At 40.7% G+C, this 24917-nt stretch carries 15 protein-coding genes and 6 tRNA genes; 20 read left to right on the plus strand and 1 reads right to left on the minus strand.

Going from position 1 to position 24917, the window contains the following annotated elements:
- Window positions 1-115 precede the first annotated feature (115 nt).
- From DWW43_RS10470 to DWW43_RS10555, 19 genes are all read left to right on the plus strand, one after another.
- Window positions 116-189: transfer RNA gene (locus DWW43_RS10470), tRNA-Asp, on the plus strand.
- Between the two features lie 24 nt (window positions 190-213).
- Window positions 214-286 (plus strand) — tRNA-Val (locus DWW43_RS10475).
- 12 nt (window positions 287-298) lie between these two features.
- A tRNA-Ile gene (locus DWW43_RS10480) sits at window positions 299-372 on the plus strand.
- 20 nt (window positions 373-392) lie between these two features.
- A tRNA-Asp gene (locus DWW43_RS10485) sits at window positions 393-466 on the plus strand.
- A 26-nt stretch (window positions 467-492) separates the two neighbouring features.
- A tRNA-Val gene (locus DWW43_RS10490) sits at window positions 493-565 on the plus strand.
- 15 nt (window positions 566-580) lie between these two features.
- Window positions 581-666: transfer RNA gene (locus DWW43_RS10495), tRNA-Leu, on the plus strand.
- A 281-nt stretch (window positions 667-947) separates the two neighbouring features.
- Window positions 948-1463 carry a zinc finger protein gene (locus tag DWW43_RS10500; RefSeq protein ID WP_008400240.1) on the plus strand — a complete coding sequence of 172 codons (516 nt, stop codon included), beginning with the start codon at window positions 948-950 and terminating at the stop codon, window positions 1461-1463.
- Between the two features lie 239 nt (window positions 1464-1702).
- Entirely contained in the window at window positions 1703-1876 is a 174-nt protein-coding gene (locus DWW43_RS12120; RefSeq protein WP_008400238.1) for a hypothetical protein, read from the plus strand.
- A 66-nt stretch (window positions 1877-1942) separates the two neighbouring features.
- On the plus strand, window positions 1943-2323 hold the full coding sequence (locus DWW43_RS10505) for a glycosyl hydrolase 53 family protein (RefSeq protein WP_347475265.1): 381 nt from the start codon (window positions 1943-1945) through the stop codon (window positions 2321-2323).
- A 112-nt stretch (window positions 2324-2435) separates the two neighbouring features.
- Window positions 2436-4493, plus strand: coding sequence for a leucine-rich repeat domain-containing protein (locus DWW43_RS10510; protein ID WP_119963532.1), 2058 nt, complete (start codon window positions 2436-2438; stop codon window positions 4491-4493).
- Window positions 4494-4940: 447 nt separating this feature from the next.
- Complete coding sequence (locus DWW43_RS10515) at window positions 4941-5255, plus strand: YbjQ family protein (protein WP_044944604.1); 315 nt, start codon at window positions 4941-4943, stop codon at window positions 5253-5255.
- Between the two features lie 39 nt (window positions 5256-5294).
- The gene (locus tag DWW43_RS10520; protein WP_049941074.1) at window positions 5295-5762 is read left to right on the plus strand and encodes a hypothetical protein; all 468 of its coding nucleotides are present in this window, start codon (window positions 5295-5297) and stop codon (window positions 5760-5762) included.
- A gap of 81 nt (window positions 5763-5843) precedes the next feature.
- Complete coding sequence (locus tag DWW43_RS10525) at window positions 5844-6533, plus strand: zinc metallopeptidase (protein ID WP_044944601.1); 690 nt, start codon at window positions 5844-5846, stop codon at window positions 6531-6533.
- Between the two features lie 526 nt (window positions 6534-7059).
- Window positions 7060-15387, plus strand: a complete 8328-nt coding sequence (locus DWW43_RS10530) for a leucine-rich repeat domain-containing protein (RefSeq protein WP_119963533.1) — start codon at window positions 7060-7062, stop codon at window positions 15385-15387.
- 166 nt (window positions 15388-15553) lie between these two features.
- Window positions 15554-15763, plus strand: a complete 210-nt coding sequence (locus DWW43_RS10535; protein WP_279221105.1) for a serine dehydratase beta chain — start codon at window positions 15554-15556, stop codon at window positions 15761-15763.
- A gap of 287 nt (window positions 15764-16050) precedes the next feature.
- Window positions 16051-16590, plus strand: coding sequence for a histidine phosphatase family protein (locus tag DWW43_RS10540; RefSeq protein WP_119963534.1), 540 nt, complete (start codon window positions 16051-16053; stop codon window positions 16588-16590).
- Window positions 16591-16845: 255 nt separating this feature from the next.
- Entirely contained in the window at window positions 16846-17556 is a 711-nt protein-coding gene (locus DWW43_RS10545) for an ABC transporter ATP-binding protein (protein ID WP_119963535.1), read from the plus strand.
- Window positions 17557-17592: 36 nt separating this feature from the next.
- Window positions 17593-19848, plus strand: coding sequence for an ABC transporter permease (locus DWW43_RS10550; RefSeq protein WP_119963536.1), 2256 nt, complete (start codon window positions 17593-17595; stop codon window positions 19846-19848).
- A gap of 244 nt (window positions 19849-20092) precedes the next feature.
- Complete coding sequence (locus DWW43_RS10555) at window positions 20093-21418, plus strand: uracil-xanthine permease family protein (protein WP_117808652.1); 1326 nt, start codon at window positions 20093-20095, stop codon at window positions 21416-21418.
- Between the two features lie 481 nt (window positions 21419-21899).
- Here DWW43_RS10555 and DWW43_RS10560 read toward each other — a convergent pair whose 3' ends face one another.
- Window positions 21900-22325 carry a peptidylprolyl isomerase gene (locus DWW43_RS10560; RefSeq protein ID WP_119963537.1) on the minus strand — a complete coding sequence of 142 codons (426 nt, stop codon included), beginning with the start codon at window positions 22323-22325 and terminating at the stop codon, window positions 21900-21902.
- Window positions 22326-22503: 178 nt separating this feature from the next.
- On the opposite strand from DWW43_RS10560, the gene DWW43_RS10565 reads away from it, so the two are divergent.
- A complete protein-coding gene (locus DWW43_RS10565; RefSeq protein WP_165853066.1) occupies window positions 22504-24897 on the plus strand; it encodes a S8 family serine peptidase in 2394 nt (797 codons plus the stop codon).
- Window positions 24898-24917: the final 20 nt, after the last annotated feature.

Below are 24917 nucleotides of genomic sequence, written 5' to 3' on the forward strand. Positions count from 1 at the left end.
AGTCGCAAGACTTTCTGTATGAAATTCTGAAGGTACATGAATAATAGAACATGTATCCATCAAACGTAAGATGTGAACGAAGTTTTGCTTGTTATCATCGAAGCGATTACCATATGGCCCGGTGGCTCAGCTGGTTAGAGCGCCGCCCTGTCACGGCGGAGGTCGTGGGTTCGAACCCCATCCGGGTCGCTTGCTTTAAGCAAAATTATATATGGGATCTTAGCTCAGCTGGGAGAGCATCTGCCTTACAAGCAGAGGGTCACAGGTTCGAGCCCTGTAGGTCCCATTTATAACATGAGGACGTTTAGCTCAGTTGGTTAGAGCAATCGGCTCATAACCGATCGGTCCTGGGTTCGAGTCCCCGAACGTCCACTACGTTTTTAAATTAATATGGCCTGGTGGCTCAGCTGGTTAGAGCGCCGCCCTGTCACGGCGGAGGTCGTGGGTTCGAACCCCATCCGGGTCGCTTGCGGAAACGCAAAAATTTCATATGGGATCTTAGCTCAGCTGGGAGAGCATCTGCCTTACAAGCAGAGGGTCACAGGTTCGAGCCCTGTAGGTCCCATTGTCCAAAGGACATGCCGGCGTGGCGGAACTGGCAGACGCACAGGACTTAAAATCCTGCGGGACTAACCTCCCGTACCGGTTCGATTCCGGTCGCCGGCATTAAATTAAAGCCTGAAACTTAAGTAAAATTAAAGGTTTCAGGCTTTTTTGTTGTGTAAAAAAATAAATAGGGGCAAAATTGGTGGGGTTATATATGAATGAACGATCGGTAAATGTGCTAATTTGTACATTTGCCGGTCGTTTTGTACAAAGGTATTTTTCGTACAATATGTTTATGGTAAAGTGAATTTGCTGATAAGAAAAAATATATTGCTTCAAAATAACGAATATATTTTTTCGAAGACACATAAGAAAATGTTTAATGCGAGGAGAGAAGAAAAATGTTTACAAGAATGTCAAAAGGAGTACTTTGGGTATTGGTAGCAGCGATTGTTATAGGTGGATTTGTGGGGATGGCTGAGGAAGTCGGAATAGGTCTGCTTATATGGCTGGGGGGACTTGTCCTGATCTGGGGACTTGGCGTATTTGTTGAACTGATTAACAATATTTTGGATATTAAGAAAATATTGCAATCAATATCATCTACAGGCTCTATGGGAAACTCAAATGTTGGATCATATGGCAGCATGGGTTACAACATGAATACTTCAAAACAGTCCGGTTGGAATGAGACAACATGGTATTGCAATCACTGTGGAACACCTAATAGTTCAGATGCAACAAGATGTGCAGGTTGTGGCACTCTGCGACCAAATAGTGGGAAACCCAGTCTGGCTTCGGCAGCGGCACAGATGGGTAATTCCAGAGAAACGCAGACAGGATGGTACTGCAGATATTGTGGTTCAAAGAATAATGCGACATCAAGGGTTTGTATTGGGTGTGGTAAAGATAAATAAAAAGTTAAAGAGTTCTGATCCTGTAATTGCAGGGTAGAGAAGCAACAGATAGCAGCTGACAGACCTGTTGTAAAATGACCGGCAGATGTTAATTTGTACATCTACCGGTCGTTTTGTACATATCCATTTTATTATGAATTTAATATGGTAGGATATTAATTGTCGATACAGGAAATCGTAGATATGGTGTTTATCTGCTATGGTTAGACAGATTAGATTGGGAGAGGAAAAGGTACATTATGAGGCGATATAAGGGATTGCTGTTAGCGGGAGTTATATGTATAGCTTGCAGCATGAGTGCTTGCCAGAGAACAGTCAAAGATGAAACGAGGACGACAGATTCAATAATTGGTGAAAATGCAGATGAACATATGGATGAAACGAATAGTGAAGTGAAATCAGAAGGATTATAACTTCTGTGATATAAAATATAAGTAAAAATGAAATCCTGTGAAGAGAATAACATCCAATGAAAAATTTTGAAAGATAAGTTCTCTTTACAGGATTTTTTGGAGGGCGTTGATGTATCATCTTATCTTTCATTAAAGAACAGTGGCGTAAAATATTATGATTACGACGGAAATGAACTTGGAAATGTGGAATATTTTACATTCCTTAAATCCTGTGGTGTCAATTATATAAGACTTCGTGTCTGGAATGATCCATATGATTCTGACGGGAATGGTTATGGCGGAGGAAATAATGATCTGGCATCTGCGATCACAATGGGTAAATGGGCATCCGAAGCAGGGCTTAAGGTACTGATTGATTTTCATTATTCTGATTTCTGGGCAGATCCTGCAAAGCAGAAAGCTCCAAAGGCGTGGGCAGAATATTCATTTGAGGACTGTCAGGGGTAAATAGAAATAAACTATCTTTTTCGGATGGGGCATGGTAGAATGAATCTTACATGGCAGTTTTTAGAGAAAAAGCTGTAAAAGAAGAACTTATAAAGGGAGGTTATATTACAAAATGAAAAAGAAAAGAAGCTTATGGATAACACTTGCGGCAGTGGCCTGTATATGTGTATCGATGTTATTTGGTTCAGCAGCCACTGCAAAAGCAGAGGGTGAAGGACAGGAATATACATATACGGATGCTACGTTGTTTGTTTGTGGTGCTGATGGTGTGGTTACTGCTTATGCAGGAGACAGAAACGTAAAAGAGATTGTGGTTCCGCAGACGATCGGTGGTGTGACAGTTACAGGAATCGGGGCAGAAGTATTTAAAGATATGACAGAGCTGGAGTTTACAGCAGTGCCTGATACTGTAATATCATTTGGTGATTTTGCATTTAGCGGATGTAGTAAACTGAATACGATCTATCCGTATCAGCCGGTGCTTGATTCTGTGACAGGGGTGGATACCGGGAAGTTTGTTATCTTGAATTCTGAACAGAATGTCGGAAAAGTTATAACACTTCCGACAAATCTGAGTCAGATCGGTACAGGCGCATTCGCGGGCTGTACTTCTGTTGGCAAGTTTGCTGTTGCAGATGCAAATGCATATTTTACAACACATGCATGGGATCGTGCATGGACACAGCAGCCAAATGATAATTCCGGTGATGAGGTAGTGACGAATCCTAAAAATACAGGTGAAGTTTTGTTAAGTAAAGATGGAACGATGATGTATCGTCTGGCACCTGCCTTCCATTATACGGGAAATGGTCTTTATAATATACCGGAGACAGTTGTGACTCTTCTGCCATATGCCTGCGAGCAGGTGTCATTAAACGGAGGGTTTGTAATTCCTGCATCCGTGCAGGTTATAGGAGATTATGCATTCTATAAGTGCGGGAATCTGAATACAGTAAAATTTGCTGAGGGTTCCCAGACATCCACGATCGGAGCGTATGCATTTGCATATAATAATAATTTACAGAAATCAGATATAACAGACGGGGCTTCGTGCTTTACACTTCCGACCGGTGTGACATCTATCGGGGAGTATTGCTTTGCTTATTGCCAGAATATTGTGATTGATATATCAAAGACAAAACTTGAAGTTATTCCTGATTATGCATTTTATGAGAGCGACAACCTTCATGAGTTGCAGACACCTGTAACATTACGAAAGGTTGGAGCTTATGCATTTTATGGCTGCAACAATCTGAATGAAGTGAAATTCCTTGGAAAGACTTTAGAGGAGATCGGAACAGGAGCATTTAAGACCTGCAATAATCTTCATATAGTTGATATTCCGGAAGGTGTTACGGCGATTGCAGACGGAACCTTTGATGGATGTCAGAACCTGAATACTATAAAACTTCCGGACAGCTTAAAAACGATTGGTGATAATGCATTTAAGGATTGCAGAAATATTCACGAGATGGTGATTCCTCCAAATGTATCTCATGTATCTAAGAACAGCTTTGCCGGAGCAAATCAGAATGACATAGATACATCAAAGAACCAGTACATCCAGAAATTTGTAAAAGCAAAGCTTCCGGATGTCGGTGAGAAATTCACAGTCGGAAATCTGAAATATAAGATAACAAAGTCTCACAAGACGAAAGGAACAGCAGCGTTATATGGAACGAAGGGTAAGTCATTAAAGACAGCCAAGGTTCCGGCAACGATCATGTATAAGGGTTATAAATTCAAGGTTACATCGATTGGAAATAATGCATTTAAGAACTGTAAAAAGTTAAAAACAGTGAAGCTTGGAAGTAATGTCAAATCAATCGGTAAGAATGCATTTTACGGATGCAAGAAGCTGACAGGTGTTACCCTGAATGCCAAGCTGACTACGATTGGTAATGGAGCATTTACAAAGTGTATCGCATTGAAGAAGATCACTATTCCTGCAAAGGTTACAAAGATCGGAAGCAAAGCTTTTTACGGTGACAGTAAATTGAAGACGATTACGATCAAGAGCAGTAAGATCAAGTCAAAGAAGATTGGAAAATCAGCATTTGCAAAGATCAATAAAAAGGCTACGATCAGAGTTCCCAAGAAGAAGCTTTCAGCATATAAGAAGATCATCAGAAGTGCCGGAGCGGCAAAGAGCGTAAAGATTAAGAAATAAAGATCCATTCCTTTAATAACAGAACGAATATATATATTCTGTCAGGATAACAAAAGCCCCGCGGCAGGTAATGCCACGGGGCGAAGGAAGGGAATCTATGAAAAATGAAAGTAAGCAATAATTATAAAGTGTGTATCTGATATTCAGGTATGCACTTTTTTAGATATGAGGACATACAGTCGAAAACGCTTGCTCTGACCACATTTTCGGTGATGCCCTCTTGGTTTTGTTTTCCTTTGATGGTATTCATATTAAAGGATAAATGTGTTTATTCTATGTTCAGGGTGTCAATGAATTGTGAAAAGAACACATAAAAAATGCATGTTTTAACGGGATTAACGTGCGGTATAAAATGATTTACAGGTTGCGTTCATTCGTGGTATGATAAAGAAGCCTGCAGGGAGCAGGAAAATAAAAAGGTTATGGAAAACACAGGAGGAAAAGAAAATGGTAGTAGTAAATACAGAAAATATACCGGGAAGAGAGTATCAGGTGATCTCATTGGTAACAGGTTGTTGTGTTATGTGTAAGAATATCGGAAAAGATATCGGTGCATCCTTTCGTAATATGGTAGGAGGAGAAATGCAGGCGTATACACAGATGATGGCTGATGCAAAAGATAAGGCGATTTCGTATATGATCAATCAGGCTATGAGCATGGGAGCAGATGCGATCGTAAATGTCAGATTTGCTTCAACAACAATTGTTGCCGGTGGCGCAGAAATTCTTGTTTCCGGAACAGCAGTGAAGTTTACAGCTTAACAGATTGATTTCTACACAGTGTTAGAAATGGAGGAGTATATGAAGAAACCAAAACATGAGCTAATGACATTTGTTGCCGGAATCGTTATGCTGGTAGCAGGGTTATTTATATTGTCTCAGAAAGTAATTGTATCATCCAGTTTCTTTTCTTCATTTGGAGGATTGTCAATCTGGGGAGCAAGAGTCAGTTCCGGTATGGTAGTGATTCCGTTGATCATTGGAATTGTATGGATGTTTATGACAGATTCATTTGCATCAAAGGTTTTTTCTGCATTGGCAGGACTTTTGATCGTAATAGCAGTTATTTTGTCAACAAATATTCATCTTACCAGTATGACATTATTTGATTGGCTGTTAATTCTGGTGCTGATCTTTGGAGGACTTGGGTTTGTAGGCAGAGTGCTTCTGGCAGACAGAAAAAATGATGAGGTTGATCCACGAGAAGAAATGTACAGAGAAATGTATGGCGAATCGATGGATAAAAAATCAAAGAGAAGAAGAAAATAGGATTTTGTATATTCCGTTGGAAACGGGAGAATTTAAAGGGAAAGACTATTACAAATAAACTATAAGAAAGAGATGAGTGATATGCCTTATTTTTATTTTGACCCAACGTATATTTTAGTTCTGATCGGAGTTGTTCTGTCTCTGATCGCATCTGCTCAGGTGAAATCGGCGTATAAGAAATATGAGAAAGTATCGACAAGATCAGGATTTACTGCAGAGCAGGTGGCAGCAATGATCCTCAGAAATGCGGGAATTACAGATGTGGCGATTCGACCGATCGCAGGCGAATTAACGGATAACTATAATCCCAAGGATCATACACTGAACCTGTCACAGAATGTATATGGTTCCAGGTCGATTGCAGCAATAGGCGTAGCAGCACATGAGTGTGGTCATGCAATTCAACATGCGGAAGGATATGTACCGCTTAGCTTTCGTTCGGCGATCGTGCCTGTTGTAAGCATTGGTTCTACATTATCATGGCCATTGATCCTGATCGGTTTACTGATCCCGAGACTGGACGTATGTATTACATTCGGAATCATTTTGTTCTCGCTGGTCGTTGTATTCCAGTTCGTAACATTGCCGGTTGAGTTCAATGCTTCGGGCAGAGCCATTGCAATCTTAAGAAATGGCGGATTTATGACGGAAGAAGAACTTGGCGGTGCTAAGAGAGTTTTAACTGCCGCGGCACTTACTTATGTGGCAGCAATGGTAACAGCGATTCTTCAACTCGTACGTCTGCTGTTGCTTACAAATAGAAGAAGATAATCAAAAAGTAAATATCGTGTGTTTTGGTAGAGCCCATTATAAGAATGCCGGAATATAATAAAAAACGTGATCGAAAGGTAAAGACAGTGGTGTTAAGAGATAACTGTCATGATCTTTCCGGTCGCGTTTTTATTTTGTAAAAAGGAATGGATACAGGAAAGCGTATGGGTTTATATAGGAATACTCGGTATATGTCAGCAGTGTATAGTACAAATTATACAAATAAAATGCTGAAATTAGTAAAAATACCTAAAAATATGTTGCAAAATTGTGAATAGTATTTATAAAAATTATGTGCTACAATATCCGTGGTGTGATAAATTTGGATAGTTTCTCACAAAATTAATACGAAATTGTGCAATAAATTAGAAGATTACACAAAAATATGCCCAAGGTATCACAACCGGAAACATAATGACATTGCCAGTTATCCCAAGGGGTTGGATAACTGGCAATTTATAGTATATCAACGTATACACAGGAATTGGCGGAATGCGGTTCCGGACAGCAATGAATGGAGGACAGAATGAGAAAACGAAACATGAGAGGATATGTAGCAGGATTTGCTCTTGCGGCAGGATTATGCATAACGCAGGGAATACCTGCACATGCAGCAACCGAAGTACAGAGCGACAGCGGAACGGATCAAAGCTATGAGACAGCAGATCCGTCGAGGGGAGTTACCTATATAAAGAATGATTCGGGGAATACGTTGGGAATTAACCTGAATGGTAATTCTGCCGTCATTCGTATGTCTGAGAATTCTACGTCAGATAAGGAATGTATTAACATATATAATGATAAGAACAGGAATGGAAAGGTTGATGAAGGAGAGACAGCATTTATGCTGGATGGAAGTGCGGATATCATCTGTTCCGGCGGAATGCCGATCTATGGTCTCTATCAGCAGAAGTATGATAAACCGATGGCGATCACGGTGGATGGAGCGGATATCGGATGCGTGAAGGGGATATATGAAAGTTTACTGGATTCGGAGAGCAATTCTCAGCCGGCTTTAAAGCTTCAGATTATGAATTCTGTGCAAATTTCTGCCGTAGTGGCTGCGGAGAAATCACAGATAAACGGAGATGTAGAAGTCACCGTTGGCACTGGATGTGAACTCGGTAGTCTGGTAGCAGCCCGGACAGCTTCTGTATCCGGTAATGCAGCAGTAAATCTGAATGGTGGTTCATATGAAGTTGTCCAGATCCTACATGAAGGAGCAGAGGTTCAGAAAGATTTGGACATTACATTTCAGGGTATTACCTTGAAAAATGGTGTAGGTAGTTCCGTTGCATCATCCGGTTGTAAGGTGCTGGGAAATGTAAATTTTGATGCAGACGGAGTAAATGCGGAAAGTAGCAGCAGTGCATCCTTTGCTGTATTGGATGGCGCAAACTGTAGCGGAGATCTGAATGTTACATTAAAGAATTATACAGGATCGGACTGGACATTCTATGGCGCTAAAAATAACAGTTATGTTAAGGGAAACCTTGACGTACAGATCCTTGGAGGCAGCGGAACCTTTGGCAACATCTATGGCACTATGCAGACTGTCGTAGAGGGAACAGCTAATATCCGGATAAAGGATTGTAATTGTAAGGGCGCAATTTACGGTGATTATGCGGGCGCTTTTTTAAGCAGAAAGAATCCTGCTGACGGAACATATGCTGTGACTATATCGATTGATGGATGTACGGCAAAGGGTATTGTATATGGTCAGGTATATGCACAGCAGGTTTATTCTCTGAAAATGAATATAACAAATATAGATGCTACCGGGTGTAATATCTATGGATTCCAGTCAGGGACAACTAATGTAATGGGACAGACTGATATCAGTATGAGTAACTGTAAGGGAAGTCTTATTTATGGATACAATGGATACAATTCAGAGAATAAGAAAGATGAAGAAACACTGACAGTTACAATAAAAAAGTGTATTGTATCAGGAACACTTTTTGGTATAAATCAGGGCTATTTTGAAAAAGATTGTATACTTCATACGTCAGAAAATATTTTTAATAGTTATACCGGATTTTGCGGCATTACTGTTGAGAAGAATGTAGAGCTTATATCTGCCAATGAAAATGACAGCTCAATTCTGGATGCAAATGGTGATCCATTGATCGATTCCTGTTCATTTGCGGCAAATGGATATTATGATATTACCAATAGTATAACCGTAAATGGCAATTTTACAGTAGAAATGACAGGAGTCCGTACTAACTCATTAACGATAGTTGGATCTTCTTATCTGTATGGTGATTCAAAATATACGATAAAAGACAGCGAAATTACAGGAAGCTCACCAAATACACTTACATTTGCAGATAATATTTCACGGGCAACTGAAAATACAACAACGGTTCTGATCGATAATACAGATTTCAGTGCCTTGAGTTCTCTTAGTTTTGGTAATCGGCTTGCGGATGGGCAGATCCTGACTATGACAGTTAAGGATAACTGTAAGCTTCCTGTAAATTATTATGTAACACCAAATAGAAATCAGACAGGCTCTGCTGTAGTGACAATCGGAAATGATGTGTATTATGGTGGAATTGTTACACTGAAGGAAGATGTAACAGCAGATAATGTTTATTTTGGTACATATGCAAATTATAGTAGTGGATATGCTACTGTTTTAATTCCGGATAATGTGACGGTAACAGCAAATGAAAATATCTATATACCATATTTTGCAAAGGTATTGAATAAGGGTACTTTGACAGCAAAAACAATAAAGAATCTTACTTCGTCTTCGGAATCCAAGATATATCTGAATGGGGGAATGATTCAGGCAGAGAAAAAGGAAGTTGAGATCTATTATCCGATCAGTCTTGAATATGATGAGAAAGCAAGTCAGGTATCGATCAGTTCCAATGAAACGATATCATTAGAGCCGGGTGTTTATTATGGTAAAAACGGACAGACCATCAGTGTATATCCATCATATATGAAAGGCTATAATCTGGTGTCGGTTGTTTTAAAGAAAGCATCAGAAACACAGGCATCAGAACTGGCAGAAATCAGGGGTAATTACAGTTTTGATATGCCGGATGAACCGGTGACGGTTATTGTCACAGTTGAAGGGAAACAAATTACTATAAAAAAGACAGCTGCAGATCCATGTGCTGTATTGAATACGACATACATGGCAGACAAACCATTATATGATCTGACCAGACTCATGATCTTTAACGATGCAACAGAAGGTACAGTTAGATATACAGAGGATGCTGTTTATACACTTCCGGAAGGTTTGAAGATAGAGGATGGAAAGCTCGTCGGAACACCTTCTACATTGTACGAGGACGGAAAACGTGTAGATATCCATGTTACAGCAAAAAACGGAACAGAGGCTATATTAAAACTGAATGTTATCGTGTCCACAAAACAGCAGATGCAGGAAAGTACAGCCGAACGATTGACAATAGATGAACAAAAGAAAGAGATTTGTCTGAACGGCATGTCGGCAGTAATTCAGCAGACCGGATCGCTGGATGACGGAACAATCCTTACCGGTATCTTTGCAGACGATGATATGGATGGTAAGGCAGATGGCAAACAGGCAATGTATAGTGGAGATTTGTCAGCGTATACAATTTATGGAATTTCCGGCGTAGATTCATGGAATTATCCGGTAAAGATCACAGTACTTAGTGGCACAGTAGGAACTATTTATGGAGAGTCGAATGCCACCATTACATATCCTGAGAAAAATGCTCTTATATTAGAAATTCAAGGCGGTACGGTAGATAATGTGTATGGCATGGGATCAGGAACTGTTGGTGGATATGTATATATCAGAAAAGGGGAAAATGCAACAGCAAATGTTGCTATAAAAAATTCTTCAACTTATACAGAGCCGACAGGATCATTGCTTGATAATAATGGCGTGGTATCCATAGGCGGAAAGTATCATTCATATGATAAGATTACGGCTGCGTCCATAGAGGTAAAAGATTATGCCAACATAATATTTGATGAAGCTGTTGAACTGACAGAAACACTGACAGTAGGCAGTGGAACAAAGGTTACCTTTAACAGTAGTGTAAAAGCAGATAAATTTGCTAAAACAGGCAGCATTTATGCAGAAGAATGGTTTTATTCCAAAGCGGAGTTTGAAACATTTGCACCAGGTTACTCATGGGTACATATTGAAAAGACAGCGACCCTGATCGCAGATATGATTCAGACAGATAATACATCGGGAAGAATTTATCATAAAGGCGTTGTTTCGGCAAATAGCTGTTCTAATAAGGCAAAATGGATTGTGGCAGGAACATTTGCGGATGGAACGGATATCAGTGACTGGTCAAATCTGTATTTCAAGATAACTGCATCATCTAATCTTGGAAGTAATCCATTTAATTATGCAGATTATTGGGACTTTCTTGCCAGAGAGGACGGCAATGGATCAGATTATTTCCTGTGCGGAAATATAACACAGCATGTTAAATATAAAGATATAGCAGGATATACAGCTGTATTATCTTTAAATGATGGAGATGCTGTGGAAGGAACAAACGGAAGCTGTTTGATGGCAATACCACAGGAAGAAATGACATTATACGTTTCTTATATTCCAAAGCAGATCAGCTGCAAGAAGCTGTATGCAGATCCGGCAGCAGTGAAGGGAACAGAGTATACTACAGAAGATCCGCTATATGATCTGAGTCAGATCAAGATTGAAAATGATACAACAGCACAGTACGGATCGACAAAGAAATATAAGATCAAGGAAGGCTCAAAGCTTCCTGAGGGGTTAACCTTAGATGGTGATCAGGTAGTTGGTACACTTGCAGATACGGCAGAAACGACAGAGACTACCTTCCGTATCACAGGAAGAAATGGATCTGTAGCAGAGTGTAAGATTTTATTTACGGTAGAAGAAGCCGGATATAAAGAAACAGATCTGAATGAGGAACTGGATGCAAAAGCATATAGTGATATTGATCTGAAGGGCCATTCTGTTGTAATCCTTCCGGATGAATCGGACAGCACGGGCAAGAAGGTATCTATTTATCCGGATGATGATCATGATGGTATTGCAGATAATGGAAAGGTATTAAAGATAGGTGGAGAAAGCTCGTATGATCTGAGCAGCCGTTCTATCTATGGTTATAAAGATACAACTCCATACAAAGGAGATGTCACTATCTATATGTATGGTGGAAGCATCGGTAGATTATATGGAGCTAAGGGATCATCAAAGAGTGAAAGCAACCTTGCACAGGTCGATGGTGCAGTCGGATTATTTATTAAGGGTGGTCAGATATCCTATGAGACAGCTGTAGCATATTATGCGAATGTAAAGAAAGCAGAACTTTATGCTACAGATGGTAAAATGTACCGATATGTATATGGCTTGAACACTGCAACGGCCGATGAACTGGTATTCCGGTTTACAGATCAGGCACAGATGGTACAGACATCTTTAAAAGAAGAATATAAGATGTATATTGCATCGCAGAGTACAGTAAATAAAAATGCAGAGATCACGGTTGGCGCATCGGGAAGCCGGTATGCATTTGCAAATTATAATGGTAACCAGATCAGTGGCAAATCATCTGCATATGGATTTTCCAAGAGTACTGTAAACGGAAATGTAAATTACGATGTTATCGGAAACTGGCAGCTTGGCGGAAGTGGAACAAATATTGTGTCCTATGATTCGGAGATCAAGGGTGATCTGAATGTATTGATTAACACGAATTCATATGGCATATATGGAAATGACGGATTCTATACGACCGGTTCACTGGTTAGACAAGGATCAGTGAATAATTTAAATGTTACAGATAAGACAGGAGCAAATGGTTATGTCTTAGCTGCCGACTGTACATTGAATAATGTTCGTGTGAAACGTACCGTAAGTGGTTCCGCCAGAGGCAAGGTTACATATCTGAGCGGTAAATGTACGATAAATGAAAGCTTCTATGCTGAAGATTATATTGACAAGAAGCTGCCGGATGTATGTATTGGTGGAATCTATACCATTAATAAAGATATCTCTGCCAGGGATCTGAAAACTCTGGACGGAGCAGAAGTTACGATTGCTGATGGCGTATCCGTCGATTATACAGGGGATGCCGAATTATATGGAACATTGATCAATAATGGAACATTTACTTGTAAGGGTGATAAAAATTCAAAAACAACATTAGCGGGAACATTTACAAATGCAGGTGAAGTTACTCTGTGGAGCGCAACGACATTAACGATTAACAGTTCGGCCGCATTTATCAATGAAACGGATGCATCCTTCTGGTTTGGTAAACTGACGAATTCAGGAAAGATCATTAATGATGGTGTTTTACAGCAGGGTGTAAGTACAACTTCAATCGGAAATGGTGTGATTCTTACTTCCAGGATACCGGAAATGGGAGCTTCATCATTATCATATTATTCAACAATTTATTATAAAGCAGAGTTGATATATCCGGAATTCTGCTTTGAGGATGCGGATAAGGTACCGGTTTCAATCGCACCGATAACAGCCTCCTATATGAAGACTTCCGGTATTGAAGGCGATGATTCCGTCTACATCAAGGGTGGTGTGGCCGTAATGGTAACTGTTTCTGGAACACCTGTAGAGGGGCTGACAGTAGATACGATCACATACAAAAATGGCGGCAATACAATGACCAAACAGAATGAGACCTTATGGACTGCTAATATGCCATATGCGCCGGATTCGTTTACGATAAATATGAAGAATGATACCGCTACAGTCATAACACTTGATAAGACAGAGGATATGGTAGATACCGCAGTTGTAGGTGTTACAACAACAGCTGATAAACCGCTGTATGATCTGACCGCTTTAAAAATTACAAATGACATTGACAGTGAAACTGCAAAGGTTGTTTATTCTCTGGATAACGGATCGATACTTCCTTCCGGTCTGGAATTAAAGAATGGAAAGATTTACGGAACACCGAAGAAAGCGTCCGAGACGGAACAGACTGTAACGATCAAGGTATGCGGTAAGAATCAGACAGTTGCAGCATTTAAGCTGACATTTGCAAAGGTTGCCAAGGGAACACCGGTTATGGAAACTCCTGGCACATGTTCCGGTATTGCAGGTAAGACGCTGGAAAGTGTAACACTTCCGACATCAAAGTTAGGTACATATGAATGGGCAGATGCCGAGACGATTATTACTAAGGCAGGAACAGAAGTGTACGATGCATATTTTGTTCCTGAAGATACAGTTAATTATGACTGGAGCAAGGCAAATATTGCGGAAGATGCTTATGAGGTATTGGCAAATGGATCTGTAAGGATCAAAGTGAAACTTACAGTGAAATCAGAGAAACAGATTCCAACCTATACAGTTCCGACAGATCTGAAGGGAATCTATGGACAGACACTTGCAGATGTAATAATTCCGGAGACAGAAGATGGAACATTTGCATGGGTAGATGACAGCATTTCCCTTGGGGAGGTAGGAAGCCGATCATTTAAGGCAGTCTATACTCCGAAAAACGGAGATATTTATGAAAATGCAGAGGATATTACAATTACAGTAATGGTTGAACCTGCAAAACCGGGATTCAAGCCTGAACTTGATGCGATAACGGTGAAGCAGGGAACCGTATTAGGGGATGTAGAGCTTCCGGATGTTGAAGGCGGCTATTACTACTGGTATACAGCAAAAACAACTGTTATAAATGAAGCGGGAGATTATAAGGTATGTTATAAGCCGAGTGATATCACAAATTATGATTGGACAGAAACTGCTGGATGGAGCAATGCTCATAAGGGTATTATCCTGTCAGTAAGAATCCAGGTTGGTGAGGAACATGCTCATACATTTGTCTGGAAGTCAGATGCAACGAAGCACTGGAAAGAATGTACATGCGGAGATAAGACAGAAGCAGAAGAACATACATTTAATGCCGGAGAGATCACGAAGGCTCCAACAACAACGGCAACCGGTATTAAGACCTATGAATGTACAGTCTGCGGTTATCAGAAGCAGGAAATTCTGCCAAAGAAGGAGGAGACTCCGGATCCTGATAAGCCGAACCCGGTTGATCCGACACCTGACAATCCAAATCCGGTTGATCCGAATCCCGGAACACCGGAGGTTACGGATATCAGCAAGGCAGTTGTATCCGGTATCGTGAACAAAGCATATACCGGAAAAGCACAGGTACAGTCCAAACTTACAGTATCACTAGGCGGTAAGGTTCTTACGGTAGGAAAAGATTATGTAGTGGCTTACAAGAATAATAAGAATGCTGGAAAGGCAACCATGACCATCAAGGGACAGAATGGTTATACCGGCACATTAAGCAAGACATTCAATATTAAGATCAGTAAGGGAAAGACCTATGTAGTAAAGAGTGTGAAGTATAAAGTGACCAAGGCAGCTACAAATGGCAAGGGAACCGTTATGGTAACAGGCAGCTCTTATAAGAAGACAAATAAGAAGTTTAAGACCTTGAAGCTTGGCAAGACAGTCAAGATTGGGGGTATTTCTTATAAGATTACAGCGGTTAATAAGAATGCATTTAAGGGTTATAAATATCTGAAGTCCGTAACGATAGGAGATAATATAACGACGATCGGTAATAGTGCATTTGAAGGATGTAAGGCACTTACAACCGTTAAGCTCGGTAAGGGTGTAACAAAGCTTGGAAGTAAGGTATTCTATAAGGATGCAAAGCTTAAGAATATTACAATCACATCAAAGAAGCTTAAGACAGTTGGTAAGAACGTATTTAACGGTATTCATAAAAAACCGGTTGTAAAACTTCCGAAGAGTAAGTATACTAAGTATGTGAAACTTTTGAAGAAAGCGAAGATGCCTTCAAAGGTAACATATAAGAAGATAAAATAAAAGCTGTGAATATGTTCTCATGATAGATGATCATATGACAATTTCATAGTATAAGGTGAAAGGCCACCGGAGTATCGAATGCCAGTTCATGGAATTTCTGGGCGACAGAGTTGTATGGAATGCAGAAGATATCGGTGGCCTTTCCTTTTAACAGGAAGGTGGCAGAATGAGTATTTTTGATATTGTAGGTCCGGTCATGGTCGGACCGTCCAGCTCGCATACGGCAGGTGCAGTAAGGATCGGATATATCTGTTATAAGCTGATGGATGAACCCATCCGAAAGGTGGAGATCGGGTTATACGGATCGTTTCTGGCGACAGGAAAAGGAGGCCTTGCAGCTACCGCTACCGGAATTGCGATTGCTGAACGTCTGTAGAGGTTCTTACATGAATGAGCCTGTGAAATCCTATGGAATAAAGTTGACAGCCGGTGTGAAATTATAGTATATATAATCCAATAAAAAGTGTCGTCTGGATAGAATTGTGCGGTGGCTCTGAGACGAGAAGGGTGTAACAGACCTTTCCTTACGCCAGTCCTTAGTGAGCCGCAAGAAAGCGGCGAACTTAGTACTGTTGCGTAAGGAATAGAACGAGAGTGCGCTGTTACACCCTTCTCGTCTCAGAGCCACCGTACAATTCTATAGTATGAGAATAAGGAGACAACATGGGAAAAGTATTTTTTACAAGACACGGACAGACGATCTGGAACGTGGAGAATAAGATATGCGGTGCAACTGATATTGAACTTACAGAGCTTGGACATCAACAGGCAGAAGAGCTTGGAAGAAAGCTGGCGGAGGAACAGCCGGGAATCGATGAGATATTATATTCACCGCTTGTTCGTGCAGCCGAGACTGCCAGACATATATCGGAGATGACAGGAATTCCGATGCGGATGGAGCCGAGATTAAAGGAGCAGAACTTTGGACGGTTTGAATCAACACCTAGAAATGGGGAAGAATTCATGGAGGCAAAATCCCATTTCCTCGATCATTATGATGGTGGAGAGACGATGATGCATCTGTGCCAGCGTGTCTATAATCTGTTAGATGATGTAAAGGCGGAGTCGGATCATAAGACATATCTGCTGGTTGCGCATAATGGAATTTCAAGAATCGTACAGTCATATTTCTATGATATGACAAATGAAGAGTTTGCGCATTTCGGGATTAAGAACTGTGAGATCCGGGAATATTACTTTTAAATGAGTCATCCGGTAAAAAGCCGGTGCTTGTTGGTATTTTTTATCAATAAGTACCGGCTTTTTGTATACAAAAACAGAAATTTGACAGTATAATGTTAGAAGAAACTAACTAAAAACAGATAAAGGGTTGACAACGACCTATGTATGTGTTATTAAACATATGAACAAATAATCAAATGTTCAAAGAAAAGAATAAATAATTACACAGCATTTAGAAGAATATTGTTGGACGAGTTAAAAAGGAGGAACAGTTAAATGAAAAATCAGAATTTTTTACAGATCAGTGGTCTGAAAAAGAGCTTCGGATCAGGGGAGAACCGGACAGAGGTATTAAGAGGACTGGATTTTACAGTGACGAAGGGAGAAATCTGTGTCTTGCTTGGACCATCCGGCTCCGGTAAGTCTACGCTATTGAATATCATAGGCGGAATCGATAATGCGGACAGTGGTTATATAGCGATCAATGGGGAAAAAACAGTTGATATGGATGAGAAGACGCTGACACAGTACAGAAGAAAGCATCTTGGCTATGTATTCCAGATGTATAATCTGATCCCGAATCTGAACGTAAAGGAAAATGTAGAGGTTGGTGCATATTTAAGTGATTCACCGCTTGATGTCGATGATATCTTAAAGACGCTTGGTTTATATGAGCACAGACATAAGCTTCCGAATCAGTTGTCCGGTGGACAGCAGCAGAGAACATCAATTGGAAGGGCTATCGTTAAGAATCCGGATATCCTGCTCTGTGATGAACCGACAGGTGCACTTGATTATAAGACCTCGAAAGAGATCCTGAAGCTGATCGAGGATGTAAATCAGAAATATGGAAATACCGTTATCATGGTTACACATAATGATGCGATCAAGAATATGGCAGACCGTGTGATCAAACTGCGTGATGGAATGATCCGTAAGAATATAGTAAATGATGTAAAGGTTCCTGCAATGGAGCTTGACTGGTAATACAGAAGTGGAAGAGAGAAAAGGAGAATTTATAATATGAAGAATCCATTGTGGAAACGGCTGCCGAAGGAACTGGCTGCCGATCTCGGAAAGTATCTGGTTATTTTCCTGTTTATGATCTTGAGTATTGGTTTTGTGTCCGGCTTTCTGGTAGCCGGTAAGAGTATGATCGCTACATATGATGAGAGCTTTGATAAGTATAATATCGAGAATGGTAATTTTGAGTACAAGGATGAAGCATCATCCGAGGTGAAGAGAGCGATTGAAGATGAGGGTGTAAAGCTGTATGAGAATTATTACTATGAGAAAATCGTAGAAAAAGATGGGGATGAAAGTACACTCCGTATTTTTAAGAATCGTACAGATGTGGATAAGGTTTGTCTGATGAAGGGAGCGTTCCCTACGGCAGAGGACGAGATTGCAATTGATCGTATGTATGCGGAAAATAATGGGATCAAGGTAGGAGATGATCTGTCGGTTGATGGGCAGACATATAAGGTATCGGGCTTTGTAGCATTATCTGATTACAGCACATTATTCCAGAATAACAATGATACGATGTTTGATTCCGTGCTGTTCGGTGTTGCGATCGTAACGGATGAACGGTTTGAAAGCTTTGACAAAGGGCTGATGCATTATTCTTATGCCTGGATCTATGACGATGAACCTGAAGATGAGAAAGCGGAGAAGGATGTATCCGATGATCTTGCAAGGGTGATCAGTCAGTATGGAGAAGTGGAGAAGTTTATTCCAAGATATACGAATCAGGCAATTAATTTTACCGGAGAGGATATGGGTAGTGATTCGATAATGGTGGAAACACTGCTTTATATTATAATCGTGATCATGGCATTTATCTTTGCGATTACGATCAACAATACGATCGTAAAGGAAGCCGGCACGATCGGTACTCTTCGGGCCTCCGGTTACACAAGAGGAGAATTACTGGCACATTACATTTCTCTTCCGATCCTGGTTACATTTGTAGCAGCTGTAATCGGAAATGTTCTGGGATATACAGTATTTAAAAATGTCTGTGTGGCAATGTATTATGGAAGTTACAGTCTGACAAAATATGTGACAAAATGGAATGCGGAAGCATTTGTAAAAACGACGGTTATTCCGATCGTGCTGATGCTTGTCATAACAGCATGGATGATCTATTCGAAGCTCCGTATGTCACCGCTTCGGTTTATCAGACGGGATCTTTCAAAGTCAAGGAGAAAGAAAGCGGTCAAGCTGCCACATTTCCGTTTCTTTACCAGATTCCGTATACGTGTGATCCTGCAGAATCTGCCAAGCTATATCGTATTGTTTATTGGAGTAACATTTGCGATCGTTTTGCTGATGTTCGGAATGATGATGTCGCCGCTTTTAAAACACTATCAGGATGAAACACTGGACAACATGCTTGCGGATTATCAGTACGTTTTGAAAATGCCTGTGGAAACAGAGAACAAGGATGCAGAGAAATACTTGGTAACTTCCCTGATCTATAAAACAGATATAAGAGATGAAGAAGTCATGGTCTATGGTATCTCGGATGACAGCAAGTATTCCAAGGTACAGCCTGCGGATGGAGAAATGCTGATCTCTGACGGACTTCGTGACAAATATAAACTGAAAAATGGGGATACGATCACACTGGATAAGGAATATTCATCCGATTCTTATAAGATAAAGGTTTCCGGTGTGTGCACATATCCTGCGGCACTGGCAGTATTTATGAATGAGAAGACATATCGGGAAATGTTCGATGTCGAAGAGGGATATTTCTCAGGATATTTCTCAAATGAGAAGCTGACTGATATTGATGAGAAGCTGATCGCGACAGTCGTCACAGAGGAAGATCTGACAAAGGTATCAAGACAGCTTGATCGTTCCATGGGCCAGATGTTCTATATGTTTGAGGTATTCGCACTGGCGATGTTCATGCTGATGGTTTATCTGCTTACAAAGCTGATCATTGAGAGAAATACCGTATCAATATCCATGGTAAAGATCCTTGGATATGAGAACAAAGAGATCAACAAGCTGTACCTGTCTGCAACAACCTGGGTGATGGCAGTATGTGTCATCCTTGGAATCATTCTCTCACAGGTGGCGATCTCCGGCATCTATTATGTGATGATGAAGGAAGCGATCAGTGGATGGATGACGATCTATATTGCTCCGTATATTTATCCTGCGATCTTTATCCTGGCGATGGCAGCCTATGGAATCATCGCTGTCTTCCAGGTAAAAAGGATCAAACGGATCCCGATGGATGAGGCGTTGAAAAATGTTGAATAAGTCATTTGGTCATAATGTTCAAAATTGAATGATCTGAAACAAAAACGACCTAAAAACTTTCAATATTGAAAGTTTTTACAAATATAACAAATTTATAAAAAACAGGGAGATTTGCAGTTCACAAATCTCCCTTCTTATGTTATCATCGTAAAGATGGTGTGCTGGAGGTTTTGTCGAAAGAAGGCGTGCATTTCGATCGATAGTATCACAGTAAAACAGGTACAATAGAAGAAGGGAGATTATTATGAATCAGAAAAAAGAAGCGATTTATGATGCAAGGGAACTGGGTGTTCCGAAAATGTTGCTGTTAGGTTTGCAGCACATGTTTGCCATGTTTGGTGCAACTATCTTAGTACCAATTCTGGTAAATACTTATTTTAATGGAGAGGGCTTATCCATTCAGGTTACACTGATCTGTGCCGGAATCGGAACATTATTCTTCCATTTATGTACAAAATTAAAGGTGCCTGCATTTTTGGGTTCCTCATTTGCTTTCTTAGGAGGCTTTCACACAGTCGCAAATCTTGATACCGGAATCTTCAAAGATATGTCTATGGGTGAGAAATTACCTTATGCATGTGGTGGTATCGTAGTGGCAGGTGCGTTGTATCTGGTTCTTGCACTGGTTGTAAAACTGGTTGGCGTAAAACGAGTTATGCGTTTCCTTCCACCTGTTGTTACCGGTCCGATCATTATCTGTATCGGTCTGAGTCTTGCGCCATCAGCCGTAAATAATGCAAAAACAAACTGGCTTCTTGCAATTATCGCATTTGCAGTTATCGTAATTTTCAATATCTGGGGCAAAGGAATGTTCAAGATCATTCCAATCCTTATGGGTGTTGTGATCTCATATGTAGTTGCATTTATTCTTTTCAAATGTGGTGTTCACAATCCGGACGGATCTGCAATCTTCACATTTAAGGCAGTAAAGGATGCCGGATGGGTGGATCTTCCTCCATTCCAGCTTTGTAAATTCAATATTACTTCCATCCTTGTAATGGCACCTATCGCTCTTGCAACCATGATGGAGCATATCGGAGATATCTCAGCAATCTCAGCTACAACAGGAAATAATTTCATCAAGGATCCGGGACTTCACAGAACTCTGATCGGTGATGGTCTTGCTACAGCATTTGCTGCTGCATTCGGCGGCCCTGCAAATACAACATACGGTGAGAATACCGGTGTTCTTGAGCTTAGCCGTGTATACGATCCAAGAGTCGTACGTCTGGCTGCTGTATATGCGATCCTTCTCAGCTTTTCACCAAAGGTTGCTGAGTGTATCGGTTCACTTCCTGCATCGATCATCGGTGGTGTCAGCTTCATGCTGTACGGAATGATCTCAGCTATCGGTGTTCGTAATGTTGTTGAAAATAAGGTTGATTTCACAAAGTCACGTAACCTGATCGTTGCTGCTGTAATCCTTGTCAGCGGACTCGGATTCGGTGATGGTATTACCTTCACAGTTGCAGGAACATCTATCACATTAACATCACTTGCTATCGCAGCTATCCTTGGAATTGCTTTAAACGCTATCCTTCCGGGCAAAGACTACGAATTCGACGAGTAAAATGAATAAAGCCTGAATTGGCTTGTAATACAAAACTGCCATATTAAGACACGCTGTGGTTTCGATGAACTGCATATACCTGATTCGCAAATGTTCCTGTGCCAACTCGCCCTTTGGGCTCAGACAGGCACCCACATTTGCTGGTATATGCATTTCATAACGAAATCCTCGCTTGAGGTCTTAATATGGCAGTTTTGTATTACAAGCTGGATTCAGGCTTATGTAGATTGAGAAGATGTTAGAGGATATAATGTGGTATACTTGGTATAAAAAATCTCCCAGACGTTCCGGATATGATAGATACGAGAATTTTGTTGCGAGAAACACGCTATCAGCGAATGCGGGTGCCTGTTTGAGCCTGAAAGGCGAGTTGGCACAGGAGCATGAGCGAATAGATGCGTGTGACGAGTAGAAATTCGTAGTATATCATATCCGGAACGTCTGGGAGATTTTACATCAGGTGTACATAATTTTTTCCTGTTTATTCTACATCCAGAAGTTCAATCTTGAAGTTCAGTTCCTTGCCTGCCATCTCATGGTTTGCATCAAAGGTGATCGTAGTGTCATCCTTGGCGGTTACCTTAACAGGGAAAGACTGTCCGGCAGGATTTGACAGGAATACCTTCTGGTCAATTTCCAGATCTTCAGCACCGGGAAGCTGGCTGATCTCAACAGTTAAGATATTGTCGGGATCCGGCATGCCGTATGCTTCTTCCGGCATAAGGTGTACATCGATGATATCACCGATCGCCATGCCCTTAACCGCTTCGTCAAAGCCCTTGATCATCATGCCTGCACCGCATACAAAGTCGATCGGTTCCCCACGGTCATAAGATGAATCAAATTTGGTTCCGTCGTTAAATGTTCCTGTATAGTGAACCGTACATTTCTTGCCTTCGTTACTCATAAAAAATTCCTCCGATTTCATTGAATGTCTTATTCTAACATGAAATGGATAGAATGACTATAAAATGTTCGTGAAATTCCTTTGCCTGAAAGTGCCGCGTCGGTTCACAAAACTTTTGATATGTGCTACAATAAAGAATAATGCTGCCATAAGACAGTTTTTAAGGAAAGAGAAAAATATGAGAAAAGATTCAAAGAATAACAGTCGAAAGACAAATTATAAAAAAGCAGGAATCTGTATCGGAATGGCTGCCGTTTTGACATGCACAGTTTTGACATGGGGTGGACTGTCGGATAAGAAGACAGGATTTTCGGATCAGACAGGAACAGATTCGAATAAAACGTCGATACATACATACGACATAGAGGATCTGCCTTCGGAGGATACTCGGGAGAATACGATTCGGATTCACGGAGATTCTTATACTGTGTCAGAGCTGAGTGGGGATGCTGCGCATAATAAAGAATCAGATGATCTGATGAACCGGAGTGAGGCTTCGATAGACACAGAGGATACTTCTACACAGTCTGAACAGAATATACAGAGTGAATATGCACTGAATGCAAAGTTAAAAGAAGTGGATGATGCATCAGATATAGTTGCTCTGATCAATGATACGTGGGAAGAACCGGAGAAACAGGATTCGGCAGAGTTGGCAGATGCGGAAGATAAGAACATTCAGAAGGAAAAGGCGGATGATACCTATCAGTTGAAGCGCCTTATGGTTCTGACGGATGGCAGGAAGCTGACAGATGATTATGGTGCTTCCGAGATTCTTCATTATGGTAAATATAATGAATATGTGCTGCAGTTTGACACGGAAGCCGATACAAAGTATGCATATTATGAGCTGGTATCTGATTATGGAAAAGATAATTGCTATATAGATCAGGTTGTTACGGATGACGTGCTGGCGACATTTACCGGCGTAACAGATTATAAGACAATGTCATGGGGCGGATCTTATATGGGTATGGGCTATCTGAAGGCTGAATATGACTATTATCAGGTAGACAGAGATGTGACGGTTGCCCTGATCGATACCGGCCTGGATACGACAAACAAGATTTTTAATAACAGAGTCGATAAGAGGAGAAGCTTTTATTTTAAAGGCTCTGATTCTGTTAAAAAGACAACCGCATATGTAGACGAAAACGGACATGGTACGCATGTAGCAGGAATAATAGCGGATAATACACCTGATAATGTGAATTTTATGGTGTTGAAGGCATTTGACGGAGATGGGAAATCATCGAATCTTGCAATTCGAAGTGCACTGCAATATGCAGTAGACCAGAAAGCAGATGTGGTAAATATGAGCTTCGGCTGGACCGGAATGTTATGGGCATATTCATCTTATTTGAAGGATGTGTTAAAGAAAGCCGAGACAGCAGGAACGGTTGTGTGCTGTGCAGCAGGGAATAAGGCATCTGATGTTGCTATGACGTATCCTGCAAATAAAGAAAATGTCATAACCGTGTCAGCAATCAGAAATAACGGAATGTTCGCATCGGATTATTCGAACTATGGAGACATGATCGATTTTGCTGCTCCAGGAACGGCGGTTGTATCTACATATCTTGGTGGCGGTAAGAAGTCTATGTCCGGTACGTCGATGGCGACACCGCATGTAGTGGCGGCAATTGCTTACATTAAGATGATAGAACCCAAATTGAATTATAAAGGGGTTAAGAATCGTCTGAAGCAATATGCGGAGGACAGAGGAACTCTTGGCTGGGACGAGAAGTACGGCTGGGGAGTTATTAAACTTCATGATTATTTTGATGATATGGGACTTGATACCAGATATACGGATTATGATGCAGATGGAACAGAGAAGGACATGCCGGAGATATCATTTACAAAGAAAAAGCTTACAAAGAAGTACGGAAATGCTGACTATAAGTATGAGGTAACTACGAATTCTACAGGAAAAGTAGTTTACCGGTCGTCAAATACAGCTGTTGCAGAGCCGGATCAGTTCGGTTATATCACGATCAAAAAAGCAGGCTCCTGCACGATCACAGCCAGGGTGGCTGCGGATGCAAATTATAAAAGCGCAAGTGCCGGTTACCAACTGGTTGTATCTAAAAAGGATATGACGAAGAAGAAGGTAAAACTGTCGAAGACGAGTTATATATATGCAGGAAAAAACTGCAAGCCGAAGGCTGTTGTAAGTGGACTTGCAAGATCTGATTATAAGGTAACTTATAAAAATGCAGATAAACCGGGAACTGCCATTTGCGTGATCACAGGTAAGGGTAACTACAGTGGCAAGATAGAAGTACCATACAGTATAAATCTTGCAAAGACAGTGATAACAAAGATAACAAACAAAAAATCAGGTGTAAGCCTGACATGGAAAAAGGTAGCGGGTGCAAAGGGCTATCGGATCTACAGAAGGACGAAGAATGGTTCGTGGAAACGGATCAGAGAATTGACCTCCAGTAAGAAGGTATCCTTTACGGATAAGACTGCGAAGTCCGGAAAGACTTATGAGTACCGCGTCAGAGCAAAGTGTAATAAGACTTATGGCAGTTATAGCAAGAAAATAAAATTAAAAAAGAAATAAGAAGACAGACATCATTTGAA

The sequence above is a fragment of the Clostridium sp. AF15-41 genome (assembly GCF_003604095.1).
Classification (GTDB): Bacteria; Bacillota; Clostridia; order Lachnospirales; family Lachnospiraceae; genus Coprococcus.